Annotated in this window: 24 protein-coding genes; 9 read left to right on the top strand and 15 right to left on the bottom strand. The window is 70.8% G+C overall.

Annotation, left to right across the window (positions count from 1 at the left end; all coding sequences use genetic code 11):
• Positions 1–299: 299 nt before the first annotated feature.
• Positions 300–1,619 (bottom strand): YjiH family protein, encoded by a 1,320-nt coding sequence (locus BDW27_RS20465; protein ID WP_110051106.1) that lies wholly within the window; start codon positions 1,617–1,619, stop codon positions 300–302.
• 331 nt (positions 1,620–1,950) lie between these two features.
• Between BDW27_RS20465 and BDW27_RS20460 the strand changes: the two genes are divergently transcribed.
• Entirely contained in the window at positions 1,951–2,388 is a 438-nt protein-coding gene (locus BDW27_RS20460; protein ID WP_370446537.1) for an NUDIX domain-containing protein, read from the top strand.
• Positions 2,389–2,543: 155 nt separating this feature from the next.
• Here BDW27_RS20460 and BDW27_RS20455 read toward each other — a convergent pair whose 3' ends face one another.
• Together BDW27_RS20455 and BDW27_RS20450 are read right to left on the bottom strand one after the other, a co-directional pair.
• Positions 2,544–2,798 (bottom strand): DUF397 domain-containing protein, encoded by a 255-nt coding sequence (locus BDW27_RS20455; RefSeq protein ID WP_110051102.1) that lies wholly within the window; start codon positions 2,796–2,798, stop codon positions 2,544–2,546.
• Entirely contained in the window at positions 2,795–3,649 is an 855-nt protein-coding gene (locus tag BDW27_RS20450) for a helix-turn-helix transcriptional regulator (RefSeq protein WP_017547134.1), read from the bottom strand. Before BDW27_RS20450 ends, BDW27_RS20455 begins: the two co-directional genes overlap by 4 nt.
• Before the next feature lie 202 nt (positions 3,650–3,851).
• Here BDW27_RS20450 and BDW27_RS20445 point away from each other — a divergent pair, with 202 nt between their 5' ends.
• On the top strand, positions 3,852–4,226 hold the full coding sequence (locus BDW27_RS20445; RefSeq protein WP_110051100.1) for a hypothetical protein: 375 nt from the start codon (positions 3,852–3,854) through the stop codon (positions 4,224–4,226).
• A gap of 91 nt (positions 4,227–4,317) precedes the next feature.
• Here BDW27_RS20445 and BDW27_RS20440 read toward each other — a convergent pair whose 3' ends face one another.
• The 8 genes from BDW27_RS20440 to BDW27_RS20405 form a co-directional block, all read right to left on the bottom strand.
• A complete protein-coding gene (locus BDW27_RS20440; protein ID WP_017547136.1) occupies positions 4,318–5,316 on the bottom strand; it encodes an ABC transporter substrate-binding protein in 999 nt (332 codons plus the stop codon).
• Positions 5,313–6,098 carry an ABC transporter ATP-binding protein gene (locus tag BDW27_RS20435; protein WP_110051098.1) on the bottom strand — a complete coding sequence of 262 codons (786 nt, stop codon included), beginning with the start codon at positions 6,096–6,098 and terminating at the stop codon, positions 5,313–5,315. The genes BDW27_RS20440 and BDW27_RS20435 overlap by 4 nt, the downstream gene beginning before the upstream one ends.
• On the bottom strand, positions 6,098–7,216 hold the full coding sequence (locus BDW27_RS20430) for an iron ABC transporter permease (RefSeq protein ID WP_110051097.1): 1,119 nt from the start codon (positions 7,214–7,216) through the stop codon (positions 6,098–6,100). The genes BDW27_RS20435 and BDW27_RS20430 overlap by 1 nt, the downstream gene beginning before the upstream one ends.
• Before the next feature lie 205 nt (positions 7,217–7,421).
• On the bottom strand, positions 7,422–8,114 hold the full coding sequence (locus tag BDW27_RS20425; protein ID WP_110051095.1) for a haloacid dehalogenase type II: 693 nt from the start codon (positions 8,112–8,114) through the stop codon (positions 7,422–7,424).
• A gap of 167 nt (positions 8,115–8,281) precedes the next feature.
• Complete coding sequence (locus tag BDW27_RS20420) at positions 8,282–9,472, bottom strand: GDSL-type esterase/lipase family protein (protein WP_110051093.1); 1,191 nt, start codon at positions 9,470–9,472, stop codon at positions 8,282–8,284.
• Positions 9,473–9,476: 4 nt separating this feature from the next.
• A complete protein-coding gene (locus BDW27_RS20415; protein WP_110051091.1) occupies positions 9,477–10,064 on the bottom strand; it encodes a TetR/AcrR family transcriptional regulator in 588 nt (195 codons plus the stop codon).
• Positions 10,065–10,337: 273 nt separating this feature from the next.
• On the bottom strand, positions 10,338–11,345 hold the full coding sequence (locus tag BDW27_RS20410) for an ABC transporter substrate-binding protein (protein WP_110051090.1): 1,008 nt from the start codon (positions 11,343–11,345) through the stop codon (positions 10,338–10,340).
• A gap of 147 nt (positions 11,346–11,492) precedes the next feature.
• Entirely contained in the window at positions 11,493–12,260 is a 768-nt protein-coding gene (locus tag BDW27_RS20405) for a siderophore-interacting protein (RefSeq protein WP_017547143.1), read from the bottom strand.
• A gap of 472 nt (positions 12,261–12,732) precedes the next feature.
• On the opposite strand from BDW27_RS20405, the gene BDW27_RS20400 reads away from it, so the two are divergent.
• From BDW27_RS20400 to BDW27_RS20380, 4 genes are all read left to right on the top strand, one after another.
• Entirely contained in the window at positions 12,733–14,520 is a 1,788-nt protein-coding gene (locus BDW27_RS20400) for an ABC transporter ATP-binding protein (RefSeq protein ID WP_233515854.1), read from the top strand.
• Positions 14,517–16,325, top strand: coding sequence for an ABC transporter ATP-binding protein (locus BDW27_RS20390; RefSeq protein ID WP_233515853.1), 1,809 nt, complete (start codon positions 14,517–14,519; stop codon positions 16,323–16,325). Before BDW27_RS20400 ends, BDW27_RS20390 begins: the two co-directional genes overlap by 4 nt.
• 205 nt (positions 16,326–16,530) lie before the next feature.
• A complete protein-coding gene (locus BDW27_RS20385; RefSeq protein WP_110051086.1) occupies positions 16,531–17,214 on the top strand; it encodes a GntR family transcriptional regulator in 684 nt (227 codons plus the stop codon).
• Positions 17,215–17,275: 61 nt separating this feature from the next.
• Entirely contained in the window at positions 17,276–18,532 is a 1,257-nt protein-coding gene (locus BDW27_RS20380) for an MFS transporter (protein ID WP_110051084.1), read from the top strand.
• A gap of 1 nt (position 18,533) precedes the next feature.
• Here BDW27_RS20380 and BDW27_RS20375 read toward each other — a convergent pair whose 3' ends face one another.
• The gene (locus tag BDW27_RS20375) at positions 18,534–19,055 is read right to left on the bottom strand and encodes a hypothetical protein (protein ID WP_110051082.1); all 522 of its coding nucleotides are present in this window, start codon (positions 19,053–19,055) and stop codon (positions 18,534–18,536) included.
• Between the two features lie 287 nt (positions 19,056–19,342).
• Here BDW27_RS20375 and BDW27_RS20370 point away from each other — a divergent pair, with 287 nt between their 5' ends.
• Genes BDW27_RS20370 through BDW27_RS20360 form a run of 3 tightly spaced genes read left to right on the top strand, consistent with a single transcriptional unit; the run spans position 19,343 to position 22,463 of the window.
• Complete coding sequence (locus BDW27_RS20370; protein ID WP_110051081.1) at positions 19,343–20,602, top strand: ABC transporter substrate-binding protein; 1,260 nt, start codon at positions 19,343–19,345, stop codon at positions 20,600–20,602.
• The gene (locus BDW27_RS20365; RefSeq protein ID WP_017547150.1) at positions 20,599–21,597 is read left to right on the top strand and encodes a carbohydrate ABC transporter permease; all 999 of its coding nucleotides are present in this window, start codon (positions 20,599–20,601) and stop codon (positions 21,595–21,597) included. Before BDW27_RS20370 ends, BDW27_RS20365 begins: the two co-directional genes overlap by 4 nt.
• Positions 21,594–22,463, top strand: coding sequence for a carbohydrate ABC transporter permease (locus tag BDW27_RS20360; RefSeq protein ID WP_017547151.1), 870 nt, complete (start codon positions 21,594–21,596; stop codon positions 22,461–22,463). The genes BDW27_RS20365 and BDW27_RS20360 overlap by 4 nt, the downstream gene beginning before the upstream one ends.
• Positions 22,464–22,504: 41 nt before the next feature.
• On the opposite strand, the gene BDW27_RS20355 is transcribed toward BDW27_RS20360, so the two are convergent.
• The 3 genes from BDW27_RS20355 to BDW27_RS20345 all read right to left on the bottom strand — a co-directional run bounded on the left by BDW27_RS20355 (position 22,505) and on the right by BDW27_RS20345 (position 25,701).
• Positions 22,505–23,425, bottom strand: coding sequence for a ketopantoate reductase family protein (locus BDW27_RS20355; protein ID WP_199560717.1), 921 nt, complete (start codon positions 23,423–23,425; stop codon positions 22,505–22,507).
• A gap of 77 nt (positions 23,426–23,502) precedes the next feature.
• Complete coding sequence (locus BDW27_RS20350) at positions 23,503–24,693, bottom strand: MFS transporter (RefSeq protein WP_110051079.1); 1,191 nt, start codon at positions 24,691–24,693, stop codon at positions 23,503–23,505.
• Positions 24,694–24,849: 156 nt separating this feature from the next.
• Positions 24,850–25,701: a sigma-70 family RNA polymerase sigma factor gene (locus BDW27_RS20345; protein WP_110051077.1), complete on the bottom strand. Its 852-nt coding sequence runs from the start codon at positions 25,699–25,701 to the stop codon at positions 24,850–24,852.
• Positions 25,702–26,107 lie beyond the last annotated feature (406 nt).

Below are 26,107 nucleotides of genomic sequence, written 5' to 3'. Positions count from 1 at the left end.
GTGTCGTCGGCTGACTGCTCGACCCACTCCCCGCGACCACACTCGTCGGTTCAGGAACCACGTCCTGACGGGGCCTACGTGTCCATCCGCGTGGACGCGATCCAGGGCCCACAGGTGGCGACCGGACGTGCTTGGCCGCTTCCTGCGGGCCCTGGGCGTACCGCTGGAACGAATTCCGCCGGGGAGGAACCACGTGCGGAACCGTTCCGACCGGTGCGGGCCGACCGCGCCTCAACGGTTCCCGTGACTTTCGCCAGAGCCACCGCTCCCTCGCGGTCAGGGAACCTGCTCTCCTGCGGTCAGAGACCGACCAGCAGGTAGGCCAGGGGACCGGCGATGAGCACGCTGAGGATGACCCGCTGGAACCAGATCACCACGAGCTGCCCCACCGTCAGCGGGATGCGCGTGGCCAGGACGCAGGGGACCAGAGCGGAGAAGAAGACGATCGAGGACACCGACACGACACCGACCACCAGGCGGAGCACGAGGTCTTCGGACCCGGCGGCCACGGTCGCGGGCAGGAACACCTCGGCGATCCCCACCGAGAGCGCCTTGGCGGCCAGCATGGGGTCGGAGAGCCCCACAAGCCACGTGAACGGGACGAACACGTAGGCCAGCAGGTCGAAGACCGGGGTGGAGTGCGCCACCACCAGGCCGATGGTGCCCACGGACATGATCGACGGAAGGATGGACATGCTCATCCGGACCCCGTCGGCGAAGTTCACCCACAGGTTGCGCGGCAGCGACGGCGCCGCGAGCAGGGCCCCTCGGGCCTCCTTCCAGGCGTGGCCGAGGCGGTTCCCGGTGACCTCCTCCTCCGGCTGCGGCGTCGCCCCCGGGAAGTGGTCGTCCGGGATACGGCTCAGCGGGGGGACGCGCACGAGGATCGCGGTGACCGCGTAGGTGACGAAGAACGTCAGGAAGAAGTAGGTCAGCCAGATCCCCATCAGGTCCAGGGTGTTGGCGATGACCACCATGAACGTGACCGAGACCGTGGAGAACCCGATCGCGATGATCGCCGCCTCCCGGCCCGTGTACCGCCCGGACTGGTAGACGCGGTCGGTGATGAGCAGGCCCAGCGAGTAGCTGCCCACGAAGGAGGCGGCGGCGTCCACGGCCGAGCGCCCGGGGACGCGCCACACGGGTCGCATCACGCGTTGCAGCAGGACGCCGACGAACTCCATGAGCCCGTAGCCGACCAGCATGGCCAGGAAGACCGCGCCGACCGGGACCAGGAGTCCGACGTTGACGGCGACGGCGTTGAACAGGAAGGGGGCGAGGTCGTCGCCCATGAACCATGCGGGGCCGATGTCCAGGACGACCATGGAGGCCACGGCCAGGCCCACGATGTTCAGGAGGGCGAACACCAGCTTCACCCTGCTGTGCCGCCACGCTCCGGTGGCGAAGGGGACCACCGTCCCGGCCGCGATGACCAGCCAGATCACGTAGGGCAGGGCGGGCCCGAGTGCGGTCTGGAGGAGGGCGACCAGATGGTCCAGGGGGATGGCGTTCCGGTCCCCGACGGTCACGGGAACGAAGAACATGAAGATGCCGATACCGCTGTAGACGACCAGGCGCCACGTCCCGGCCGCCTTCGAAGCGGTCGCGTTGTCGCTCACGGGGGGCTCCTCCTGCCTCTGAAATGGGAGTATTCCCGGAATCGAAGCAGAAAGTGACGCGGGACACCCGGGCTTGAGAGGAGAAAGCGTCCGAGATCTCGGACATCCGGTTTCGTTCAGGGGTCCGAGTGTTTCCCCCGGGTGTCCAGCTCAGCTCTCCTCTTCCACCAGCGCCAGGAGGCCGGGCGGCTCGGAGCCGCCCGAAGGGATCATCGATCTCGGCTGGAAGGGGAGGTGTCGTCACGTACGCACCACCCAGATTCACGTGTGCCAGGCGATGCGGCCCGTGGCAATCTCTGAGGCCTGCTAGCTTCACCACCATCGAGCCCGTATGTCGAAAGCGAGCCCTCCCGTGTCCGACGCCCCCTATACACCGCGCACGTTCCCCGTCTCAGTCAAAGGCGTCGTCGTCCGTGACGGGCGGGTACTGCTGTTGCGCAACGAGCGTGACGAGTGGGAGCTCCCCGGCGGAAAGATCGAACTGGGGGAGACCCCGGAGGAGTGCTTGGCTCGGGAGATCGAGGAGGAGACGGGCTGGCCGGTCACGGTGGCGCAGATCCTCGATTCGTGGATGTACCACATCACCCAGGTCGACAAGCACGTCTTCATCGTCACCTACGGCTGTCATGTGGACTCGGACGCCCCGGTCGTGGTCTCCAGCGAGCACAAGGAAGCCGGGCTGTTCACCGAAGACGAGGTACCCCGTCTGACGATGCCGGAGGGGTACAAGAGGTCGGTCCTCTCCTGGTTCGCCCAGCCGGACGTGTGACCGCCACACCCCTCATCTGCCGTTCCCGGGAGGGATGTATGGCTCTCCCGGGAACGGGATCGCGCGTGTTCGGCATGTGGGGACGAGGAGCGCGGAGCAGCTCCCGGGCTGACGTGGGGGAAGACTCTGACCGTGGTCAGAGCCCGGAACAGGGCTCAGGACGAGGAGACGCGCAGCAGCGCGGACCACTCGGGGGAGGGGAAGGAGAGGTAACCCAGGTCGCGCTGGGTGGAGTCGCGTACCGCGAACCGCTGGGGTTCGTCCAGGAAGGGGCCCGCCTCGACGCAGCTGCGTCCCCCGTCAGGGCTGTGGCTGCTGATGTGCCAGCCCACCTCGACGCACTGCCCACCAGTGTCAGAGCTGTAGCTGCTTGTGCGCCAACTAATAACGGTCGACGTGTCCCGATTCATCGCAACTCCCGTTCCAGCATGTGTAGGAAGTCCATTGATGCTTCCGCGTCAAGACTCCCCTGGTGCAGGCGATCGTATCGGTCAACCAGTTCCTCAGCGCCTTCTGATTCAGCGAAGAGAACACCGGCAGGGGTCTCGATGTGAGCAACCGTGGGAAATGGTTCAGCCATACGAATGACCCTGAAGGACCCCGCACCACCACAGTGCGCTCCAGCAGCGAAAGGCAGGACTCTGATGTCGATGTTGTCCCGCTGGGCTTGGTTGGCGAGGTGGGCCACCTGGCTCACCATGGCCTGGGGTCCACCGACTGGACGTCTCAACACGGCCTCGTCAATGACAACGGAAATCGTCAGGCTCTCACGATCGAGCACTTGCTGACGCTGAATTCGGAGATCCACCCAGCGCTTCACCTGCTGCTTCGCAGCCTTGGGATCATCCGCCTTGATCAACGCTTCCGCATAGCCAGATGTCTGAAGTAGCCCAGGCACCGCGGCGACGCCGAACAATTGCATGTGTTCGGCACGCTCCTCAAGCCAGAGGAGGTCGACGAACCAGCCGCCGCCGATATCCTTGGCATGCTTCTCCCACCAGCCTGTCTTGGAGACCTCACCCACCATGTGGAGGGTGGCCTGGCGCTGGGATTCCTCATCCACTCCAAACAGGTCCATGAGCGCGACCACATCGTCCTTGCGCGGTGGATGTATGCCTGCCTCGAACCTGCTCAGCGACGATTGATCGCGTCCCAGGTACTCGGCGACCTCCTGCATGGTCATGCCGTTGCGCTGACGCAGCTCCTTGAAGGTCTTACCGATCCATTGGGCTCGGAGGGTGACCTGTCTCTTCGCTGCCACGGGTTCCTCACAAAAGTTCGCGCATATATGCCTCAACTTCTTGCGTAGCTTACGTGAGCCGTGTCACTGTTGACAACATGTCCAGGGTAGATCGCAGAGAGCTACCGACTGGGCCGTTCAAAAGAGACAGCCGCCCGGGGTGGGGTACTGAGATTGCAGCCTCTTCGCCCCACCTCGGGCGGCCTTCGAGGAGGGAACGCCGATGAACGACGTCCACATCCCCACCCCCATTGTTGCCCAGGAGTGGGACAAGATCGACACCTCCGTCGACAACGAGGACCCTCAGGTCCTGTCCTCGGAGCAGTTCGCGCGCTACTGCGCCACCATCCGGGACCTGTTGCGTGCCGCTGGCCTGCCGGTTCAGGACTTCGACCGGGAGACCCCCGAATTCCTGGTGATCGACGACGAGGAACTGGGAATGCGGGTCCGCTTGAGCCCCGATCGTCTGGCGAACGTTGAGATCACCCTCAGCGAGGACATGGCGGAGGCGTTCAACACCGTGCGGTTCGCCAGCCACCTCATCCGTCTCTTCGAGCTGGGGCGGAGGTTCCGCGACGAGAGCACCGCAAGCCTCTGACCTCGGAGCGCCGCGTAACCCCGCCGTCTCCTCCTCCGGAACCTGACTGAGGGGGCCGCTCCGGACTCCTCCGGGCGGCCCCGTCGGGTCCTCAGTCCAGTTCGCGCAGGTACTCCGCGAACTTCTCCAGGCCGTCGATGTTCCTCGGCCCCGAGATGCCCTCGTTGTAGTCCAGCACGAAGAAGTTCTCCTCGGTCACGGCCGGGACCCCGGCCATGGCGGGGGAGGAGGTGAGGAAGTCGATCTTCTCCTGGGCGGGCTGGTCACCGTAGTCCAGGATGATGATCACCTCCGGCTCCTCCTCCACCACCGACTCCCAGCCCACCTGGGTCCAGCGCTGCTCCAGGTCACCGAAGATGTTGGCGCCCCCGGCGTGCTCGATGATGTCGTGCGGCGGGACCTGGTTGCCCGCGGTGAAGGGCTGGTCGGTGCCCGAGTCGTAGAGGAAGACCTTGGCCGGGTCACCCTCGGGCACCTGCTCCTCCACCGCCGCGACCCGTTCCCGGTAGCCCTCGACCAGCTCGGTGGCGCGCTCCTCCACGCCGAAGATCCGCCCCATGCGCTCCAGGTCCGTGTACAGCCCCTCGAACGGCGTCACCCGCTCGGGGTGCCCCGGGTAGTTGAAGCAGGACTCGGCGTGCATGAAGCTCTGGACGCCGATGCCGTCGAGGATCTCCGGGGTGATGCCCCGCTGGTCGCTGAAGCCCGAGTTCCAGCCCGCGACCACCAGGTCCGCCTCCGCGTCCACCACCAGCTCCCGGTTGAGCAGGTCGTCGCTGAGGAACTCGACCGCCGCGTAGTCCTCGGCCCACGGCGACTCCTCGACCGGCGGGTTGGCCGGGGGCATGACGTAGCCGTGCACGTGGTCGACCAGCCCGAGCGCGAACAGCTTGTCCGCGCTGCCGCCCTCGTAGGCGACCACCCGCTGCGGCGTGGTGTACTCCACCTCCTCACCGCAGCGCTGGACGGTGACTGGTCCGGCACCGGCCTCGGAGACGCCCTCGACCTGGGCGCCGCAACCGGCGAGCAGGACCGAGACGGTCACGAGGGGGACCAGGGCGAGCGGACGGAGCGGGATTCGGGGATTCATCGGGAGTTCTTCCTTGAGGGTGGGAGCCGGTACAGCAGCTGGGGGCCGCCGGTGAGGGGGTGGGGGACCACGGTGGCCTCCACGCCGAAGACCTCCCGGAGCAGGGCGGGGGTGAGCACCTTCTCGGGCGTGCCCGCGTCCACCAGCGCGCCCTCGGAGAGCACACCGACCACGTCGCAGGCCGAGGCGGCCAGGTTGAGGTCGTGCAGGACCACCAGCACCGTCACGCCCACGTCCCGCAGCAGCGAGAGCAGGTCCAGCTGGTGGCGCACGTCCAGGTGGTTGGTGGGCTCGTCCAGCACCAGCACGCGCGGCTCCTGCACCAGGGCGCGGGCCACGAGGACCCGCTGGCGCTCACCGCCGGAGAGTTCGAGCACGCCGCGCCCGGCCAGGTGCGCCACGTCCAGCAGCTCCATCGAACTCCGGCACAGAGCGCGCTCCCTGGCGCTCAGCGGCTGGTTCCCGCGCAGGTGGGGTGTGCGCCCCAGCGCGACCAGCTCCTCGACCGTGAAGTCGAGGTCGCTCCCGTTCTCCTGCGTGAGGGCCGCGACGCGCTGGGCGCTCGAACGCGGGCTCATCGAGGTCAGGTCCTCGCCGTCGAGCAGGACGCGCCCCGCGCTGGGGCCCAGGGCCCGGTACACGCAGCGCAGGGCCGTGGACTTGCCGGAGCCGTTCGGCCCGACGAGCCCGACCACCTGCCCGTCGGGGACGTCCAGGGTGAGCCGCCGGACGATTCGGGCTCCGCCCAGGTCCACGGAAAGATCGTCGATGCGCAGGTCCATCATCGTCCTCCGAACAGGTAGCCGCGACGGCGCATCAGCGCGATGAACACCGGCACGCCGACCAGCGCCGTGATCACGCCGAGGGGGAGCTCACGTGGGGCCACCACCACCCGGGAGACCAGGTCCACCCAGACCATGAGCGCCGCGCCCGCCAAGGGCGCCACAGTGAGCACCCTGCGGTGGTCGGCGCCCACGAGGATGCGCACGATGTGCGGCACCACCAGGCCGACGAACCCGATCGCGCCGCTCACCGCCACCATCGCGCCGGTCATGACGGCGGTCAGGACGAACAACCACCGGCGCAGACGGTCCGCGTCCACCCCGAGGCTGGCGGCGGTCTCGTCGCCCAGCGCCGTCACGTCCAGGGAGCGGGCCCGGGAGCGCAGCAGGAGCACGCCCAGCACCACGGCGGCCGCGACCACGGGCAACGAACCCCAGGTGGCAGCGCCGAAGCTGCCCATGGTCCAGTACAGGACGGTGCTGGTGGCCTCGTTGCTGGGGGCGAGGTAGACGATCACGCTCATGACGGCCTGGAACCCGAAGGACAGCGCCACTCCCGTCAGGACCAGACGCAGCGGGGTGACGCCCATGCGCGAGTAGGAGACGGCGTAGACGAGCAGGGTCGCCGCGAGGGCCCCGGCGAAGGCCCCGGCCGAGACCGCGTGCACACCCAGGGCGGAGACGCCCAGGACTCCGACCAGGACCGCTCCCACGGAGGCCCCGGAGGAGACCCCGAGGATGTAGGGGTCGGCGAGGGGGTTGCGCACCATCGCCTGGACGGCCACGCCGACCGCGCCGAGCCCGGCGCCCACGATGGCGGCGAGCAGGACCCGGGGGGTGCGGATCTGCCAGATGACCTGGTAGCGCGTGAGCTCGTCGGCCTGGATGGTGCCGCCGCTCAGAGCGGCCCAGAGGTAGCGGACGGTCTCCTGCGGGGGGATGACCGCCGAGCCGAGGCCGATCGCCAGGACGGCGGAGACGACCAGTGCGAGGGTGAGGACCAGGGCGGCGGTCGTGGTGCCCGCCGGTGTGGCCAGCCAGCGGACCCGGGGGGCGGGTTCGGGACCGGGGTCGACGGGGGCGGTGAGGGGAGCGGGGGGAGCGGGGGCGTGCCGCATCCGATCTCCCTTCCTGTGAGGGCGGAGAACGAGTGGATATGAAAACGGTTTTCATTCTAAGCGCAGACTTGGGCACTCGCGTCCACTTTCGGAGAAGGGGAGCCGACCGGACACACGAAAGGCCCGCCAGTGGTCCGTGCCCACGGGTTCTTTCGAACTCGTGGGCACGGGACCACCGACGGGCGGATCGGCCCCGGTGAAAGGGTCAGACGGCGTTGAGCTGGATCGCCAGCTCGTCCAGGCTCCTCGCGGTCAGGTCGAAGGAGTCGGTCTCGACGGGCGGGTCCCCGCCCGGGCGTTCGACGTAGGCGGTCCGCAGCCCGAGCTCACGCGCGCCGCGCAGGTCCCACGCGTGGGCGGCGACCATCAGCAGGCGCTCCGGAGCACACCCCGCGTTCGCCACCGCCAGCCGGTAGACGTCCGGGTGGGGCTTGTAGGAGCGAGCGTCCTCGGCGGTGAGCGCCCGGTGCCAGCGCAGCCCGGCGTGCGCGCTGATGCGGGTGAGTGCGGCACCGCTGGCGTTGGACAGGCCGACCACCGAGTAGCGCGAGGCGATCCGCTCCAGCGCCCGCACGGAGTCGGGCCACGGGTCCGGGCGCAGCGCGGCGTTCGCCAGATCGAGGACCGCCTCATCGTCGTCGATGCCCGCCGCGGCCGCCACGTGCGCGGCAGCCTCCAGGTCGAGCCCGGCGCCGTTGACGTAGGGGACTCCACCCGCGACGATCTCGCGCTGGCGCCCCTCGACGTGCTCGGACCACACCTTGAGGAGCCGCTCCACCTCCTCGCCGTCGGTGTTCGGCAGTGCCGTGCGGATGCCGCGCCTGATCCCGTCGGGCTCGTCGACCATGGTTCCGAGGACGTCGAAGACGATCGTGTCGAGGTCGGGGAGTGAGGTCACGGGAGGACTCCTGTGGGTCTTCGGCCGCGCCACCCGGGACGCGCGGGCTCGGTCGTCGGACACGGACGGGGCGGATCTCCTGCCCGCCCCACATCCGCCGGGCCCAGCGAGCATAGCTCGCCGGGCCCGCTCCGGTCCGTCCCGGTCCGCCGTGTCCGCCCCCGTCGTCAGGCGGCGCCGGTGGCCGGGGCGAAGGGGCCGCCGGTGCCGAAGGCGAGCTCCGCGAACCGGGTGCCGATGCGGTGGTGCGCGGCGGTGTCCGGGTGGAGGCGGTCGGGCAGTGGCAGCTCCGCGTGGTCCGCCTCGCCGTAGAGGTCGCGCCCGTCAAGGTAGGACAGGTGCGGGTCCTCGGCCGAACGCTCGCGCACGATCCGGGACAGCTCCTCCCGGATCGAAGAGAGTGTGAGTTTCCCCGAGGCGCCTTCCTTGGGGTCGCCGGTGGCCCGGAACAGCTTCCGACCGGCCCGCAGTGCCTCGGTGTCGAAGGCGGCGGGGCCCGGGGTGTCCTCCTGGATGGGGCACAGGATCGGGGAGACGACCAGCAGTGGTGTGTCGGGATGTCCCTCGCGGACGGTGTCCAGGAAACCGTGCACCGCAGGACCCAGGGCACGCATCCGCATGAGGTCCCCGTTGGCCAGGTTGATGCCGATCTTCACGCTGATCAGGTCGGCCGGGGTGTCCCGCATCGCGCGGGCGGTGAACGGGTCGAGCACGGCGCTGCCGCTCAGCCCCAGGTTGACCAGGTCCACGGGTTCGCTCGCGGCCGCCACGGCGGGCCAGATCGAGGTCGGACTCGTCGCGTCGGAACCGTGGCTGATGGAGCTGCCGTGGTGCAGCCACACCCGGCGGCCCCGGTCCGGTACGGGCTCGACGGGAGCGTCCGTGCGCAGGGCGACGAGGCGCGTGGACTCGTCGTGCGGCAGCCAGATCTCCACGTCCTTGACACGGTCGGGCAGGTCGGTGAAACGGGCGGTGCCCACGGGCCCGGGCCGGTGGTCCACGGCGCCGGTGGCCATGTCGAAGGTCAGGGTGTCGCCGCCGGACACGGTGGTCCGGGCGGTGAGTCGGCCGTCCACGAGCAGGTCGTACACCCCGTCCGGGCGCGCGGGCAGACCCGCGTAGACCCGCTTGGTGGGCAGGGCGTCGAGTTCGATCACGGTCGCCCGGGTGCGCAGGAGCAGCCGCACACCCGAGGGCTGGGACTCGGCCAGCGCCAGCAGCGGGTCGGTGTTCTGGGCGCGGGCCCGCGCGGGCAACCGGTGCGGGAGCAGCCCGCGCTCCGTGTGCTCCCATTCGGCTGCGCCGAGCAGGAACTCCGTGCTCAGAGGTGTGGTGGTCCAGTGGTGTCCGGTGCGCATGGTGTCATCCGTGGGTTGTGTCGTTCGGGGCGGGCCAGGTCCGCAGCAGGTGGTCGAGGGCGTCCAGCGTCCGTGACCACGTCTTCTGGGTGTCGGGGGCGCTGTGGCTGAAGCTGCCGCCCATCTCCATGGAGACGTAGCCGTGGAAGACACTGCCCAGAAGGCGGACGGCGTGGGTCTGGTCCGGTTCGTCGAGGTCGTAGCCGCGTAGGAGCGCCCGTGTCATCCGTGCGTGCCGGACTCCGGCGCTGGCCGCCGCCGTCTCCGGATCGAGTCGGAACTGGGCGGCGCAGTAGCGGCCGGGGTGGTCGTGGGCGTAGTCGCGGTACACGTTGGCGAGGGCGACCAGGGCGTCCTTCCCGGACCGGCCCGCCAGGGCGTCGGCGGCCCGGTCGGCCAGCTCCTCCAGTGCGAGCAGGGCGATCCGCGTCCTGAGGTCCTGGGAGTTGCGCACGTGCGAGTACAGGCTCGCGACCCTGACGTCGAAGCGCCGGGCCAGGGCCGAGACGGTCACCTGGTCGAAGCCGACCTCGTCGGCCAGTTCGGCGCCCTCGCGTGTGAGGCGTTGCGGAGTCAGTCCTGCCCTTGCCATGGGGATCCTCCTCGTTTCCGAAAGCGATCCTATGTTTGCCTAAGGGTTTTAGGCAAACATGAGTGTGGTTTAGGCGCTTGGGCGGCGCACTCGGGTACCGGTAGTGCCCGGAAACGACACGAGGGGCCGGGGGTGAACCCCGGCCCCTCGTGGGACGGACGACGTGCCGCCGTCCTCGGGCGGATCAGACGATCAGCGCTTCATCAGGGCGAAGGCGCCCCAGTCGGGATACGCACACCTCGCCGCCATGGACCGTCATGGCGGCGGCGGTCCCTAGCCCTCCAGGGTGTCCCGGATGATCGGTACGATCTCGTCCAGCGCGTGGTTGATGCCCAGGGTGGAGCCGCTGGAGAAGGCGTTGGCCAGCTCCGGATCGTCCAGGACGATCAGGCGTCCGGCCTCGGCGGAGCCGATGCCCTGGAGGACCGGGTCCTCCTTCAGGAACGCGGTGGTCTCGGCGTCACCGATCGGGAAGACGATCGTGAGGTCGGCGTCCAGCTCCTCCACGAGCTCGGCGCTCAGGTCCGTGTAGAAGGCGCCGTCGGCCATCTCGACCAGCTCCGGCTTGTACTCGAAGCCCAGCTCGGTGAGGACGTCCACCCGAGTGTCACCGGGCACGTAGGCCCCGTACTGGCCGTCGAAGTAGGCGCCCACGGCGATGGTGAGGTCGGCGAACTCGGGGTTGTCGCCGCGCAGCTCCTCGAAGCGGCCCTCCAACTCGGTGACCAGTTCCTCGCCGCGTTCCTCCTCGCCCAGGACCTGGGCGACCTGGCGGGTCTGCTGCTGCCAGGTGGTGCCGTAGGTGACCTCGACCTCCGGCGGCGGGCCCACGACGGGCGCGACCGGGGAGAGGAGGTCGTGGCGGTCCTGGGAGTTGTCGGAGCGCGTGTCCAGGATGACGTCGGGATCCAGGGAGGCGATCGCCTCGATGTTGGGCTCCATGGTGCCCAGTTGCGTGGGCTCGGAGTCGAACAGGTCGGCCGCCCAGGGGCCCACGCCGGCGCCGCCGTAGTCCTGCCAGTCGGCCACACCCACCGGCTGTACGCCGAGGGCGAGGGCGGTCTCGGCGTCGGACCAGCCGAGCGCGGCCACGTTCTGGGGGCGGTCCTCGATCTCCACGTCGCCGAAGAGGGTCTCGACGGTGACGGGGTAGCCCTCGGCGGTCTCTCCCGAGGAGTCGGAGGAGGCGCCGGAGCCGCCGCCACCGCACGCGGCGAGCAGGACCGTGGACAGGGCACCGGCGGCGACCAGGCCGAAGCGGGTGGACGGACCGGGGTTCATGGGACCTCGCTGGCGAAGATGAGCTTAGCCTTGCCTAAGCTGGGATGGTCCAGATTAGCGTGGCTTGGGGATGGTGTGACCAGTGGGGGAGGGGTGGCGTGAAACACCCGGTCGGGGCCACTCTCGGCGGCCCCGGAGCGGGAGCGCTCAGTCGACCCCGGCGACGCCCGCGCGCCAGTAGCCCACGAAGGTGATGTCGTCCTTGGATACGGCGCGGTCGCGTACCAGAGCGCGGCGCAGGCCGGTGGGCAGGGCGTTCTCCCCGGCCACCCAGCAGTAGGGGCGGCCCTCGGGCAGGTCCGCCGCGCTCACCGTCTCCAGGGCCAGGCGCCCCGGAGTGGCGTGGGCGTCCTCGCGCGGCAGCCAGTGCACCTCCACTCCCGGCGGCACGTCCAGCTGTCGCACGTCCTGCGGGGAGGGGACCTCCAGGTAGACCTTGGCTCGCAGGTCGCGCGGGGCCTGCTCGACGATGGACAGCAGGGCGGGCACGGCGCTCTCGTCGCCGACGAGCAGGTGCCAGTCGGCCTCGGCCGGGGGCAGGTAGTAGATGCCCTCGGGGAACAGGCCCACCTCGTCGCCCTCGCTGGCAGAGATCGCCCAGGTCGAGGCGGGGCCGCCGTCGCCGTGCGCCACGAACTCGATGTCGAGTTCCAGTGCCTCGGGGTCGAACCGGCGGATGGTGTAGTTGCGGACGTAGGGGCGGGTGTCGTCGCCCATGTCGCGGTACTGCGGGTACCAGCCGTCGTCGTCGGCGTCCGGCAGGACCAGTCGCTCCTGGCCGGGGCGGCGGAGGAAGACCCGCACGCACTGGTCGCGGCCGAGGAACTCGAACCCGGCCAGCTCCGGGCCGCTGACGGTCACGGTGATGAAGTGGTCGGTGGTCCGCTCGGCGCGCGCGACCCGGGCACGGATCATCTGGCGGTGACGCGGGGGTTGGATACGCAAGCGGGTGACCCTTCGCGGAGGAGTGTCGGCGGGTGGTGAGGTTAGGCTAACCAATATCATGGGCGGTCGGCAATGCCCGTATCTGCGACAAAGGGGTCATCCTGGTCGGAGGTCGTGTCACCGATGGCTACGCTGTGCTGGGCCCTGTTCTTCGGATCATTCCGCGCTCGCGACCACCAGGTGCTCTCGCTTTCACCGAAACGAAGCTCGGACGGCCAGCCCGGGCTGGCCGTCGCTCCACGGCCAGCGAGAGAGTGCCGGGCCCCGCTGTGCCACGTTGCGGATCTCGCGTAGCAGCGCAGCGGGGAGAATGGCCGCTCGCGCCGGTGGCGGCTCCGCCACCACCGGCGGAAGCATCCAGAAAACAGGCCCCGGCCGAGACGCCCCTGACGGCCCAGGGGCCACTCGCCGCCACGTCCTCCAGCCCGAACGGAGTCTCCCCGTGACCGCGGCCACCGCCAACGCCACCCCGGTCGCCGCCGAACCGGTCCCCACCACCGCGAAGGCCCTGCGCGCGCGCACCCTGCGCCGCCACCGGGGCCGGGTGACCCTCGGCGTCCTCCTGCTCTCCCTCCACCAGGTGTGTGAGGCCCTGGTCCCGGTGGCGATCGGCGTCACCATCGACCTCGCCGTCTCCACCGGTGACACCACCGCCCTGCTCTGGTGCGTGGGCGGACTGGCACTCCTCTTCACCTGCCTGGCCCTCGCCTACCGTTCCGGCGCCCGCTTCACCCTCAACGCCGTCGAACGCGAGGCCCACCTGCTGCGCCTGGAGTCCGCCCGCCGCGTCCTCCACCCACGTGGTGAACGCAGCGGCCTGCGCTCCGGGGAGGTTCTGGCCGTGGCCACCTCCGACGCCGAACAGGCCTCCACGTTCGTGCGCGCCTGGGCCGTGGGGATCGCCCAGGTCACCGCGATCGTCGTCACCACCGTCGTCCTGCTCACCATCAACCTGCCCCTCGGCCTCGGCGTCCTGCTCGGCGTCCCGCTGATGCTCCTGCTCCTGCGTCTGCCCGCCGCCCGCATCACCCGCCGCACCGAGGCCAAACAGGCCACCGCCGCCCGCGCCACCGCCATGGCCACCGACCTCGTCGGCGGCCTGCGGGTCCTCATGGGTATCGGCGCTCGCCACAACGCCTCCCTGCGCTACCGGCGGGCCAGCGACGTCGCCCTGACCGCGTCGGTGGGCGCCGCCGCCACCAACGGCCTCTACAAGGGCCTGGTCACCGCCGCCGGCGCGGTCTTCCTGGCCTGCGTCGCCGGAGTCGCAGGATGGATGGCGCTCCAAGGGCACCTGACCATCGGCGAACTCGTCATCGTGGTCGGTCTCGCGCAGTTCCTCGCCGAACCCGTCCGGGCGCTGGGCATGGTCGGCCAGATGTTCGCGGTCGCCCGCGCCTCCGCCCAGCGCCTCGTGCGCCTGCTCAACGCCCCCGACGCCGTCGCCCCCGGTGACCGGCTCCTCCCGGACACGCTTCCCGAGGTCCCGCCCGCCGTGGAACTGCGCGGCGTCACCCACCGCAACCTCGACGGCGTGGACCTGACCGTGGCCCAGGGAGAGTTCGTCGCGGTGCTCGCCACCGACCCGCGCGACGCCGAGGATCTGGTCGACCTCCTGACCGGCCGTGCCGCCGGAGCCGGGGGCACCACCCTCGTGGGAGGCGAGCCGGTCAACGAACTCGACCTCACCTCGCTGCGCCGCACCGTCCTGGTGGAGGAGCACGGCAGCGTCCTGTTCGAGGGCACGCTCCGCTCCAACCTCGCCGTCAGCCGCGCCTCCCGCGACGACCGCGCCACCCCCGCCGAGCCCGTCACCGGGGACGGCGCCCTGCTCACCGCACTGGCGGCGGCCGCCGCCGAGGACCTGGTGAGCGGCCACCCCGACGGGCTCGACCGGCCCGTCACCGACAGCGCCGCCAACCTCTCCGGCGGCCAGCGGCAGCGCGTCGCCCTGGCCCGCGCCCTCTTCGCGGACCCGCCCGTACTGGTCCTGCACGACCCCACCACCGCGGTCGACGCGGTCACGGAGGCCGCCATCGCCCAGGGCACCGTCGACCTGCGCGCACGGCGCTCACCCGGCGGCGCCACCCTGGTCATCGCCAGCAGCCCCGCGCTGCTGGCCCGCGCCGACCGGGTGGTGGTGCTGCGGGAGGGCCGGGTGCACGCCGAGGGCACCCACGCACGACTGGCCGAGGACGACCCCCACTACCGCGAGGCGATCCTGCGATGAGCACGCAACCCGTCACCAGGCCCGAACCCCCGGAGACCGAACCCGAGGCCCCCGCGGCGGCCGGGCCCGAACTCCTGCCCACCGCCGACGCCCGGCGCACCTGGGCCGTCCTCGGCGACGGGCTCAGGTCCATTCCCTGGGCCACCGCCCTGGCCCTGCTCACCGTCCTCGGAGGCAGCGCCGCCGGGCTGGTCGCCCCCTGGGTGCTCGGCTCGATGGTCGACGACATCTCCGCGGGAGAGGGCCTGGAGGTGATCCTGCGGTCGGCCGCGCTCATCGCCGGGGCCGCCCTGGTCGGGGGCGTCCTGGTCGGGCTTGGGGCCTGGCAGGTCAGCCGGGTCGGCGAGACCGTCCTGGCCCGGCTGCGCGAACGCGTGATGGAGCGGGTCCTGCACATGCCCGCCGCCCGGCTGGAGAAGGTCCGGATCGGCGACCTGCTCTCCCGGGTCGGCGACGACGTCGCCGTGGTCACCAACGCCATCGCGCGCAACGGTCCCGAGGTCGTCACCGCCCTGGCCATGGTCGTGCTCACCACCGCCGGAATGGCCGCGCTGGACTGGCGCCTGGGCCTGGCCGGGCTGGCCGCCCTGCCCTTCTACGTCTGGGCGGTGCGCTGGTACATGCCGAGGTCGGGCCCCTACTACGCGCGCGAACGGATCGCCATGGGGGAGCGCTCGCACGCGCTCATGGGCGCCCTTCGCGGCCGGGGCACCGTGCGCGCCTACCGCCTGGAGGAGGAACACGAACAGGTCATCGCGGACCGCTCCCGCACCGCGATGCGGCTCACCATCGACGTGTTCTACCTCTTCACGCGGCTCGGTGCGCGTATGAACGGCTCGGAGTTCGTCGGGTTGGGCGCCGTCCTGGTCGTCGGCTTCTTCCTGGTGCGCGGCGACCTCGCCACCGTCGGCATGGTCACCGCCGCCGCCCTGTTCTTCCACCGGCTCTTCGGCCCGATCGGGTTCCTGGTGATGAACTTCAACGACGTCCAACAGGCCGGGGCGAGCCTGGCCCGGCTGGCCGGGGTCATCGATCTGCCCGTGGCAGAGGACCCGCGCCCCGAGGAGGGCCCGGCCGGTACCTCCCTGCGCGTGGACGCGGTCAGCCACGCCTACGCGCCGGGAGCGCCCAAGGCGCTGGACGGGGTGACTCTCGGGGTCGCCCCGGGCGAGAGGGTCGCGCTCGTCGGTGCCAGCGGGGCGGGCAAGACGACCCTGGCCGCCGTGGTCAGCGGCCTGCGCGCGCCCACCTCCGGGACGGTGTTCCTCGGCGGCGTCCCCCTGGACGAACTCGGGGAGGCACGCGTGCGCGAGCACGTCTTCCTGGTGAGCCAGGAGACCCACGTGTTCGCCGGGACCCTCCTGGACGACCTGCGCCTGGCGCGCGCCGAGGCCGCCCCCGCCGAGGTGGAGAGCGCCCTGGAGGCCGTCGGCGCCCTGGAATGGGTGCGCGCCCTGCCCGAGGGGCTGGAGACGGTCGTCGGTGAGGGCGGGCACGCGCTCACCGCCGAGCAGGCCCAGCACCTGGCCCTCGCGCGCCTCGTCCTCGCCGACCCGGACCTGGCGGTGCTCGACGAGGCCACCGCCGAGGCGGGGAGCTCGGGCGCGCGCCGTCTGGAGAACGCGGCGGTCGCCGCCACCAAGGGCCGGACCACCCTGGTGGTCGCGCACCGCCTCACCCAGGCGCAGACCGCCGACCGCGTCGTCGTCATGGACCAGGGCCGGATCGTGGAGGAGGGCACCCACGACCAGCTCGTCGCCGACGGCGGCCGCTACGCGAGACTCTGGCGCAGCTGGCAGGGCTGATCCCGCCGGTCGCAGTGTGAGAGGGGCGTTCGCTCGGGCGGACGCCCTCTCCTTTCCTTTGTGTCGGTGGTGCGTGACTCCGCTCTCGGGGCGACGAGGCGTCGGTGGGAAGCGCCTCCTGTGATGCTTCGAACAGGGAACACCGGCTCAGGGAGGCTGGTACACAACTAGTATCTATGTTGTATCCAACCCCCCGGGAGGTCCAGTGAGCGCGAGCGGTGTCGGCGGAGGAGAACCGGTGGTGGGAGCGGCCACGGAGCCGGAATCGGCGGCCGGACGGGCCTACGCCGTCCTGCGGAACCGCATCCTCGACGGGGAGTTCGAGGACGGCAGCATGCTCAGCGAGGGCCGCGTCGCCGCCGAACTGGGCATGAGCCGCACCCCCGTGCGAGAGGCCTTCCTCCAGCTCCAGGCCGAGGGATGGATGCGGCTGTACCCCAAACGCGGGGCCATGGTGCGCCCGGTCCCGCCGCACGAGTTCCGCGAGGTCCTCCAGGCGCGCCAGATCATCGAGTCCGCGGCGGTCCGCACCGTGTGCGCCTCGGCGGGCGGCTCCGAGCGGCTGGTCCGGCGCCTGCGCGAGGTGACCGAGGAGCAACGGCGCGCCTGGGAGCAGGACGACCTCGCCGCCTTCACCCGGGCCGACGTCGAGTTCCACCGTGAGGTGGTGGCCGCAGGCGGCAACTCGATCCTCCAGGGCTTCCACCAGCTCCTCCAGGACCGCCACCGGCGCATGACCACGCAGTCGATCAGCGACGACACCACCCGCGCCGAACGCGTCCTCGCACAGCACGCCGGGCTGGCCCGGCTCATCGAGGAGGGCGACGCCGAGGGCTACGCCCGGGCCACCGCCGAGCACCTGAGCGACATCCACGGCTCCACCGTGTGACACCCGTCCCGCCCCCGCCCCCCGTTCCCTGAACCCGAACCCCGAGGAAGCAGCAGCAGCCATGGCCACGATCGAGGCCCACAGACCAAGCCCGCACGCACGGACCGGAGCCGGGCGGCGCCGAGCCCTACCGGGTTGGCTCGCCGTCTGCGGCACCCTCTTCGCCGTCGCGTGGGGCGGCAACGAGTTCACCCCGCTCCTGGTCATGTACCGCCTGGAGAGCGGTATGAGCGTGCAGGTCGTCAACGTCCTGCTCGGCGCCTACGTCCTGGGGATCGTGCCCGCCCTCCTTGTGGGCGGGCCGCTCTCCGACCGCCACGGACGCCGCCCCCTGCTTTTCCCGGCGCCGGTCCTGTGCGTGATCGGCAGCGGGCTGCTGGCTCTGGGGCCGGACTCGGTCGCCCTGCTGTTCGCCGGGCGCGTGTTCTCCGGTCTGGCACTCGGCCTGGTCATGGCGGTGGGCACCAGCTGGGTGAAGGAGCTGTCCCAGCCGCCCCACGACACCGGCGCCACGGCCGGGTCCGGGGCGGTGCGCGCCTCGCTCGCGCTCACCCTCGGATTCCTGCTCGGCGCGGTCGTCGCGGCCGCCATCGCCCAGTTCGCGCCGATGTCCGCCGTCCTGCCCTACGCGGTCAACATCGTGATCACCGTGCTGCTCGCGGTGGCCCTGCTGCGGGTTCCGGAGACCCACGGGCGGGGGACGGTGCCCGGCGGGCTCCTGGACGACCTGCGGGTCCCGGCAGCGCTGCACCGCCGGTTCCTGCTGGTGGTCGTGCCCATGGCGCCGTGGGTCTTCGGAACGTCCGCCACCGCCTACGCGATCCTGCCCAACCTGCTCGCCCACCGGGTGCCCGGCTACGAGGTCGGCTTCTCCGGGCTGCTGTGCATGGTGGCGCTGGCCAGCGGGGTCCTCAGCCAGCAGGTGGCCAAACGCGTGGACAGCCCGCACTCCTCACGCGCCGTCCTCGTCGCCCTGGGAACCGCCGCCGTCGGCATGGCCTTGGCGGTGTGGGCCTCGGCCGCCCTCACGATCCCGGCCGCGCTGGTGGCGGCGGCGGTGCTGGGCGCCGCCTACGGTCTGCTGTTGGTGTCCGGCCTCCAGGAGGTCCAGCGCATCGCGGGACCCGACCGTCTGGCCGGGCTGACCGCCGTCTACTACTCGCTGGCCTACCTGGGGTTCTTCGTCCCCGCCGCCCTGGCGGCGCTGACCGGATGGTTCGACTACCCGGCCATGTTCGCGGTCGGAACGGGACTCGCGCTGCTGTGCGCCCTGGCCTTCGCCCTGTCCTGGCGACGCCACCTTCCCGCCGCGCACTGACTCAGCACTCGGGCGGGAACTCGTCGGTGCCCACGAGCGCCCCCTCGCCGCTGGTGTGCGTGCCCAGGTACACGCCGTCGTCGGCGGCCAGGAGTTCGGTGTCGAAGCCCAGTGTGGCGATGTCGTGCTCGGCCTCCTCCTCCAGCGCGGCGGCGGAGGTCACCCCCAGGGTGTACTCGGTCTCCGGGGAGTCCGGCACCACCCGGTAGGCCGGGTCCCCGTCCAGGTCGGTGATGGTCCAGTCCTCACCGGGGGCTCCCAGGTCCACCTCCAGGCGGTCGCCCTCGAACTCACGGGTGGCGTTCAGCCGCCACCCATGGTCCTCCGAGGCGAGTTCGATCCGCGCGGGCGGACTCTCCCCGCACCAGGACACCAGGACCACCGGGAACTGGTGGCGTGCGGAGAAGTGACCGGTGGCCACGGCGCCCACCGCGCCGCCGTCGGGCGCGCAGGAGGACAGGAGGAGACAGGCCGAGGGGAGGAGCGCCAGGCGTCGCAGGGCGGCTCGGTCGAGGACTGACATGCCGTGATTGTGCCAACCGCTGTGGCGTGCCGTGCGGGACGCCCGGCGGCTTCGGGGCCGGGCGGGCGGAACACCACAGGTCACGTGAGGGCCGCGACGAATCCCGCGCGCGGTGTCGCTTCGGCGTGTCCCGTCACCGCGGGTGCGTCTCCGATTCGTGATCCGCCCCGCCCTTGACCTACCTCGCCGGGGTTGCGAAGGATGGCGAAATCGGATTTTCGGTGACTTGTGACACGTGGGGCGGTGCGTCACCGTGGACGGGGGCGGCCGCCCGGAGAGGGATGCGTATGCGTTCACGGCGGTGGTCGATCGCGGCCTCAGGGCTCGGGCTCACACTCCTGGCCACGGCATGCGGCGGCGGAGGCGGGGCCGGAGACCAGGTCGAGGTCTTCTCCTGGTGGACCGGCGGCGGTGAGGAGGCCGGCCTGAACGCGCTCATCGAACGCTTCGAGGAGCAGAACGAGGGGATCGAGTTCGTCAACGCCGCCGTAGCCGGGGGATCGGGCACCAACGCCCAGGCCGTGCTGGAGGGACGGCTCCAGAGCCAGGACCCGCCGGACTCCTTCCAGGGGCACGCGGGGGCCTCCCTCCAGGACTACATCGAGGCGGGCTACCTGGCCCCGCTGGACGACTTCTTCGACGAACAGGGGCTGCGCGAGGCCTACCCCGACCAGCTGGTCGAGCAGATCTCCTACGAGGACAGCGTCTACTCGGTCCCGGTGAACATCCACCGCTCCAACGTGATGTGGTTCAACCCCTCGCTGTTGGAGGAAGCCGGGGTGGACGGGCCACCGGAGACCCTGGACGAGCTGGTCGACGCGTTGGAGGCCGTGGACGCCGAGACCGACGCGATCCCCATGGCGGTGGGCGCCCAGTGGACCGTCGACCACCTGCTGGAGTCGGTGCTGCTGGGCTCACTCGGCACCGACGCCTACAACGCCCTGTGGGAGCCGGGCGCCGACTGGGACACCCCGGAGGTGGCCGAGGCGCTGGAGACCTTCGAGACCATCATGTCCCACACGCAGGAGGAGTCCGCCGCCGAGGACTGGCAGGAGGCGTCGCGCCGGGTGTCCGAGGGCGAGGCCGCCTTCAACGTGATGGGCGACTGGGCGGCCGGGTACTTCGACGAACTGGGAGCGCTCCCCGGGGAGGACTACGACTGGGCTCCCTCACCCGGAACGGACGGCACGTACATGTGGCTGTCGGACAGCTTCACCCTTCCGGCGGGCGCCCCCAACGAGGAGAACGCCTACTCCTGGCTCGAACTGGTCGCCAGCCAGGAGGGCCAGGACCTGTTCAACCCCCTGAAGGGCTCCATCCCGGCCCGCTCTGACGCCGACCCGGCCAACTACGCGGACAGTCCCTACCTGGAGTCCGCGCTCGCCGAGTGGCAGGCCGGACCGCAGCTGGCGGGATCGTTCTGGCACGGGGTCACCGTGGGAAACCGGTGGAAGAACGACATCGACACCGCCGTGGGCCTCTACCTCCAGAGCGGGGACCTGGAAGCACTCAACGCGGCCCTGCACGAGGCCGCCCAGTCCGAATGAGCGCGTCCACAGAACCCGGGGCCGCCGCGAACGGCGGCCCCGGCCACCCGAAACGTCCCGTGACGGGACCCCGCGCGCACCCGACACGCTTCCGACGGGCACTGACCAGGGCCCGCACGTGGTTCCCGGGCCTGCTGATGGTCTCCCCGTCGATCCTGCTCATCGGCGTGTTCGTCTACGGCATGATCGGCTGGAACACCCACCTGGCCCTGAGCGACAAGCACGCCCCGATCCAGGACGGCTCCTTTGTGGGGCTGACCAACTTCGTGCAGCTGTGGCAGGAGGCCCGCTGGCCCGCCGCCGTGAGCAACGCGGTCGTGTTCACCGTGGTGTTCGTCGGCGGCGCGCTGTTCCTGGGCTGGCTCCTGGGCCTGCTGCTGGACAAGGGCATCCGAGGCGAGGCGGTGTTCCGCACCCTCTTCCTCGCCCCGATGGCCGTCTCCTTCATCGCCACCGGAGTCGTGTGGCGGTGGCTGATGAACCCGGCGCCCGCCGAGCGCGCCACCGGACTCAACGCCCTGTTCGTCCACCTCAACCTGGACTTCCTCGTCAACGACTGGTGGACCGCGCCCGACTTCGGCATGGCGGCGATGGCGCTGCCCGCCGTCTGGCAACTGGCGGGGTACGTCATGGCGCTGTTCCTGGCCGGGTTCCGCGGGGTGCCCGAGGAGCTGCGCGAGGCGGCCCGCGTGGACGGGTGCTCGGAGTGGGGCGTGTACTGGCGGGTGGTCATGCCGCAGCTGCGCCCGGTCGTCCTCAGCGCCGTCATCATCCTGGGACACATGTCGTTGAAGGTGTTCGACCTGATCATCGCGGTGGCGGGCCAACAGATCGTCGCCGACGTCCCCGCCGTGTACATGTGGGCGATGGTCTTCGAGGTCCGCGACCCGGCCAAGGGAGCCACGATCGCGTCCTACCTGCTGTTCGCGGTGGCGGTGTTCGTCATCCCCTACCTGGTGTGGACCGTGCGCAAGGAACGGAGCGAGGGCCGATGACCCAGAGCGCACCCGAACGGGTGGTCGCCCCCGGCGGCGGCGCCTCCGGGACCACGCGGCGCGGGCAGGCGGTCAAGTTCACCGTCCTGTTCGTGCTGGCGGCCCTGTTCCTGCTGCCGATGTACGTGCTGGCGGTGACCGGGTTCAAACCCTTCGACGAGGCCACCGCGGCCCAGGCCTGGCTGCTGCCGCGCAACTGGAGTCTGGAGGGGTGGTCGACCGCCTGGTCGTCGCTGGCCCCGGGGCTGTGGAACAGCGTGCTGATGGCGGTGCCGAGCGCGGTCATCTCGGCCGTGCTCGGCTCGATGAACGGCTACGTGCTGGCGCGCTGGCGCTTCCCCGGCGCCGACACGGTGTTCACGCTGTTCCTGTTCGGGATGTTCATCCCCTACCAGGCGGTGATGATCCCCCTCCAGCAGATGCTGGTGAGCGCCGGGCTCATGGGCGGGCTGTTCCCGCTCATCCTGGCGCACACGGTGTACGGCATCCCGATCTGCACGCTCATCTTCCGCAACTACTACGCGAGCATCCCGGGGTCCCTCATCGAGGCGGCGCGGGTGGACGGCGCGGGTCTGCTGCGCACGTACGCCCACGTGGTACTGCCGGTGTCGGCACCGGCGTTCGCGGTCACACTGATCTGGCAGTTCACCTCCGCGTGGAACGACTTCCTCTTCGCGGTGTTCCTGACCGGGCCCAACAGCTGGCCGGTGACGGTGCAGCTGAACAACGTGGCCGGGTCCATGGTGGTGCCCTACAACCAGCAGATGGCGGCGGCGGTGCTCGCCTCACTGCCGACGCTCCTCATCTACCTGGTATTGGGGCGGTACTTCATGCGCGGCCTCATGGCGGGCGCGCTGAAGGGCTGACCGGGATCGGCCGCCGGAGACGCCCCCCGGCGGCCGTCCCGTCAACCCCGCCCGGCCGAGTAGACGCTCAGGTGCGTGTGGGCCAGGGAGAACAGCGGGGTGGGCACTCCGAGTTCGCGGCCTCTGGCGACGAGGTCACCGACGATGTGGTCGCCCTCCACCGGGTTGTCGTGGGTCAGGTCCCAGTACATGGACGTGGAGGTGTCGCGTTCGGTGTCGGAGATCACCTTGTCGGCGAACCCTCTGATCCGGTCGCTGGGCGGGTACCCCGCGGCGGTCGCCACGGTGATGGCCTCCGCGAACATCCCCGCGCTGAACTCGGAACCGCCCGGGGCGCGGTTGACCCTGCCGATGGGGGCCCGCATGAGGCAGGTGACGGCGCCCAGGCTGCCCAGGAAGACCCACTTGTCCCACATCTCCTGGCGGATGTCCTTGGTGGGTCGCGCGGTGTACCCGGCCTCTTCCAGGGCCGTGTGGACCCGGTCCAGGTCCACCACGGGGGAGTCGGAGAGCGGGCCGTAGACGAGCTCGCCCAGCTCCCCCACCTCCACGATGCCGCCGTCCTCGTCCAGGCGGGTCATCACCATGCACACCCCGCCGTACACCCGGTCAGGGCCGAAGCGCTCGACCAGGACGTCCAGGTGACGCATGCCGTTGAGGAAGGGGACCACCACCGTCCGGGGGCCCACCGCCGGCGCCAGGTCCTCGACGGCGCCCTCGAGCCCGTAGGACTTCACCGAGAGCAGGACGAGGTCGTAGTCGTCGGTGAGCTCGTCCCTGGTCACCGGACGGACGGGGATGTTCTCGGTGTGGCCGTCCACGGAGCGGATGTTCAGTCCGTGCTCCCTCAGGAGCGCGGCGCGGGCGGGGCGGACCAGGAAGTCGACGTCACGACCGGCCTGGACGAGCCGCCCGCCGAAGTAGCCGCCGACAGCTCCCGCACCCACGACAAGGATCTTCATGTCTCTCCTGGTTCAGCCCAGCCCGATGGATCAGGCAAAACGTATGACGATGGGACGCAACCCCGCAAGGGGTGCCCCTAGCGCCTGTGGACAACGCGGTCCGGGGAGCGGGTGAACGCGGAGCTGAGCAGCAGTCCCACCCCCGCGGCCGTCGCCGCCACCACCGGGACCAGGCCGGGGCTCGCGGCGACCGCCGCGCCGCCGAGGACGCCGCCCAGAGCGGCTCCCACATAGACCGATCCGCTGTGCACAGCCATCGCCTGCGAGGCCGCGTGCGTGCCCGCACGGTCGAGCATGAGCGTCTGGAGGCTCGGCGGCACGGCCCAGGCCGCGGCGGACCAGGCCACGAGCAGGGGCGTCACCGCCCACAGCGGAGCCGGGCGGGCCAGCCACAGCAGGGCGAGCGCGGACATGGTGAGAGCGAAGAGCACCACGGAGCACCGCAGAGTGCGCAGGGCCCCGATCCGGTCCACCAGGTACCCGGAGGCCTGAGCCCCCAGCAGCCCGCCGACCCCGGAGCACACCAGCAGTACGCCGAGCACTACGGGGGTGACGCCGGAGAGTCCGGACAGCACCACCGCGACGTAGGTCTGGAAGGCGAGGTTCCCGGCCACGGTCAGGACGGTGACGGCGAGGACGACCGCCACGGTCCGGTCGACGAGGGGTCGCACCAGGTCGGTCAGCGTCCGGTCATCCTCCTCGACGACCACCGAGGGCAGGGTGCGGGAGGCCAGGACCAGCGCGGTCAGGCCCAGGAACCCGCAGAACACGAAGGTGGCCTCCCAACCCCACAGGGCTCCGATCCACGTCCCGAGGGGGACGCCGAGCAGTACCGCGCCGGTCAGGCCGGTCATGACGGCGGCCAGGTGGCGGCCCCTGCGCTCCGGTGGGGCGAGGGTGCCCGCCAGGGCCAGGGAGGTGGGCAGGACCACCGCGGCCGCGAGTGCCGCGATCACACGCAGGGCCATCAGCGCCGGGTAGCCGTTCACCAGTGGCACGGCGACGTTGGCCGCCGCGAAGACCGCCAACGCCCCGAGGAGCGCTCGCCGTCGAGGGACCCGGGCGAACAGGACCGCCCACAGGGGAGCGGTGAGGGCGTAGACGAGGGAGTAGACGGTGACGAGCTGTCCGGCGGCGGTCTCCGAGACGGTCACCGCGGAGGCGATCGCCGGGAGTACGCCGATGATCACGAAGTCGTCCGTCTGGACCGCGAACGCGGCCAGTACGAGGGGGAGGAGCCACAGGGGAGGCAGGCGGGGACCACGCATGGAGTAAGGGTAACAGCTGTTTCCTGAATGGAGTCGCGTGTTCGCGCCACCTCCTGCTTCGGCGAACACCCGCACGTTCTCCCGCCCCTGAGCGGCATCGGGCCCGGACCGGAGCAGTCCGAGGACGGCGGGGGAGCCGAGGAACAGGGCTGGCTGTCAGGAAGGGGGATTCCCCTTCGGAGGGGCGTCCCCCTCGGACAGTTCCGCGCGCATCCATTCCAGGGCCCCGGACAGGAGCCGGGACACGTGCATCTGGGAGCAGCCCACCTCGCCCGCGATGCGCGCCTGTTGCCAGCCGTCGAAGTAGCGCCGCCGCAGGATGAGCCGCTCCCTGGGCGTCAGCCGGGTCAGGACGGAGCGGGCCGCCTGCCGGTCGACGACCAGGTCCAGACCCGGGTCGCGGACCCCCATGTACCGCTCCATGGCGTTGGACGACTCCTCACCGCGCGGATCCGGAGCGCTGAGCGAGAACGTGTTGTAGGCCTCCGAGACCAGCAGTGTCTCCTCGACGTCGGCGACCGTCACTCCCATCTCCCGGGCGATCTCCTCGTTCGACGGTTGGCGGCACAGGCGTTGCTCCAGGTCCTGCCTGGCCTGGAGCAGGAGCGGGCGGCGCGCCTGGGGTGCGCGGGGTGTGTGCACCGACCACGTGTGGTCGCGGAAGTGGCGCTTGATCTCCCCGGTGACCGTGGGCAGCAGGTAGGAGACGAAGGGCTTGCCCCGGCCGGGGTCGAAGCCCCGGATGGCCTTGACCAGTCCCAGGTGGGCCGTCTGCCGCAGGTCCTCGATCTCCTCGCCCCGACCTCCGTAGCGTCGGGCGATCCGGTTCAGCAGTGGTCGGTAGTGGGCCACGATGCGTTCCTTGAGTCGGACGGCGACGGCGCTGCCCTCTTCCAGAGACCGCAGCTCCAGGAGGATCGCCTCGGCAGAGGCGTCCTCGGGCGGTTCCTCCACGGTTCCGGAGCCGTCGGACGACACTGGCGCGAACCTCGTCGTGTTCGGACGCATGTGAACCTCACAACCAGTCACGTGTGGGCGGTGGAGCCAGGGCGCGGTGTCCTGGTGCTTCCTGGCGGGATCGCCTGCGGTGCCCGGCCGACCTGGTCGGCGCGCGGTACGTCACGGCCAGCGTGCCCTGGATGGACACTTGGGAGAACCTCACATGTCAGGACTTGACGCGTTGTTGTGGACCTGTTGGGCGGCCATGACCGCCCGCGTCGTGGCGGTGAAGCACCCCGACGTGCCAGGGGCGGGACCTTTCACCTCCGGAGCCGTTCACGCCGGATGGGTTCCCTTGACCCGGGTGTGGGACGGGCGGGACCGTGCGCTGACGAGGACCCGCGTGGAGCCCGGCAGGAGGACCTCCGCGCGTCACCCCGTCCGCCGCGTGTGGCGACGGATCCTCTCTTGTGAG

The sequence above is a fragment of the Nocardiopsis sp. L17-MgMaSL7 genome, assembly GCF_003182025.1.
GTDB lineage: Bacteria > Actinomycetota > Actinomycetes > Streptosporangiales > Streptosporangiaceae > Nocardiopsis > Nocardiopsis prasina.
The sequence above is the reverse complement of the archived record's forward strand: the minus strand, read 5'-3'. Positions and strand labels throughout refer to the sequence as shown.